This window comes from bacterium (assembly GCA_020440705.1).
Classification (GTDB): Bacteria; Krumholzibacteriota; Krumholzibacteriia; order LZORAL124-64-63; family LZORAL124-64-63; genus JAGRNP01.
Window position 1 is genome coordinate 1 of sequence record JAGRNP010000392.1, and the last position, 526, is coordinate 526.

Consider the following 526-nt stretch of genomic DNA (forward strand, 5'->3'; position numbering starts at 1 on the left):
TGGCCATCCTCGGCATGGTGGGCCTGCTGCGGGGTGCCGGCGCCATCGACCTGTTCTCGGCGGTCGTCGGCCCCGTCACCGAGCCCCTCGGCATGCCCGCGGAGGCGCTGCCGATGGCGCTCTTGCGGCCGCTCTCGGGCTCGGGTGCGTCGGGCGTGATGATGTCGATCCTCACGGAGCACGGCCCGGACAGCTACGTCGGGTACCTCGTGTCCACGATGCAGGGCTCGACGGAGACGACGTTCTACGTGCTGGCGGTCTACTTCGGGTCCGTCGGCGTCAAGCGCGTGCGCCACGCCATGTTCGCCGGGATCGTCGCCGACACCGTGGGCGTGGTGGCGGCCATCGTCGCCGTGTCCATCTACTTCACGTACAAGGGGCTGTGGTGATCGGCCTGTTGCTCGTACCCGCCTGCTCCGCCGCCCCCAGCGAGGTGACGGTGGAGGTCTACGCTCCCTGGCCCGGCGCCTCCGTCGACGAGATCGAGCAGCAGCTGGCGATCCCGCTCGAGAAAGCCATCGGCGAG

1 protein-coding gene is annotated in these 526 nt (G+C 70.0%); it reads left to right on the plus strand.

From position 1 onward, the window contains the following. The coding region (locus KDM41_18960; GenBank protein MCB1185506.1) for a spore maturation protein at nt 1–389 on the plus strand (389 nt) is incomplete at its 5' end. Between the last annotated feature and the right edge of the window lie 137 nt (nt 390–526).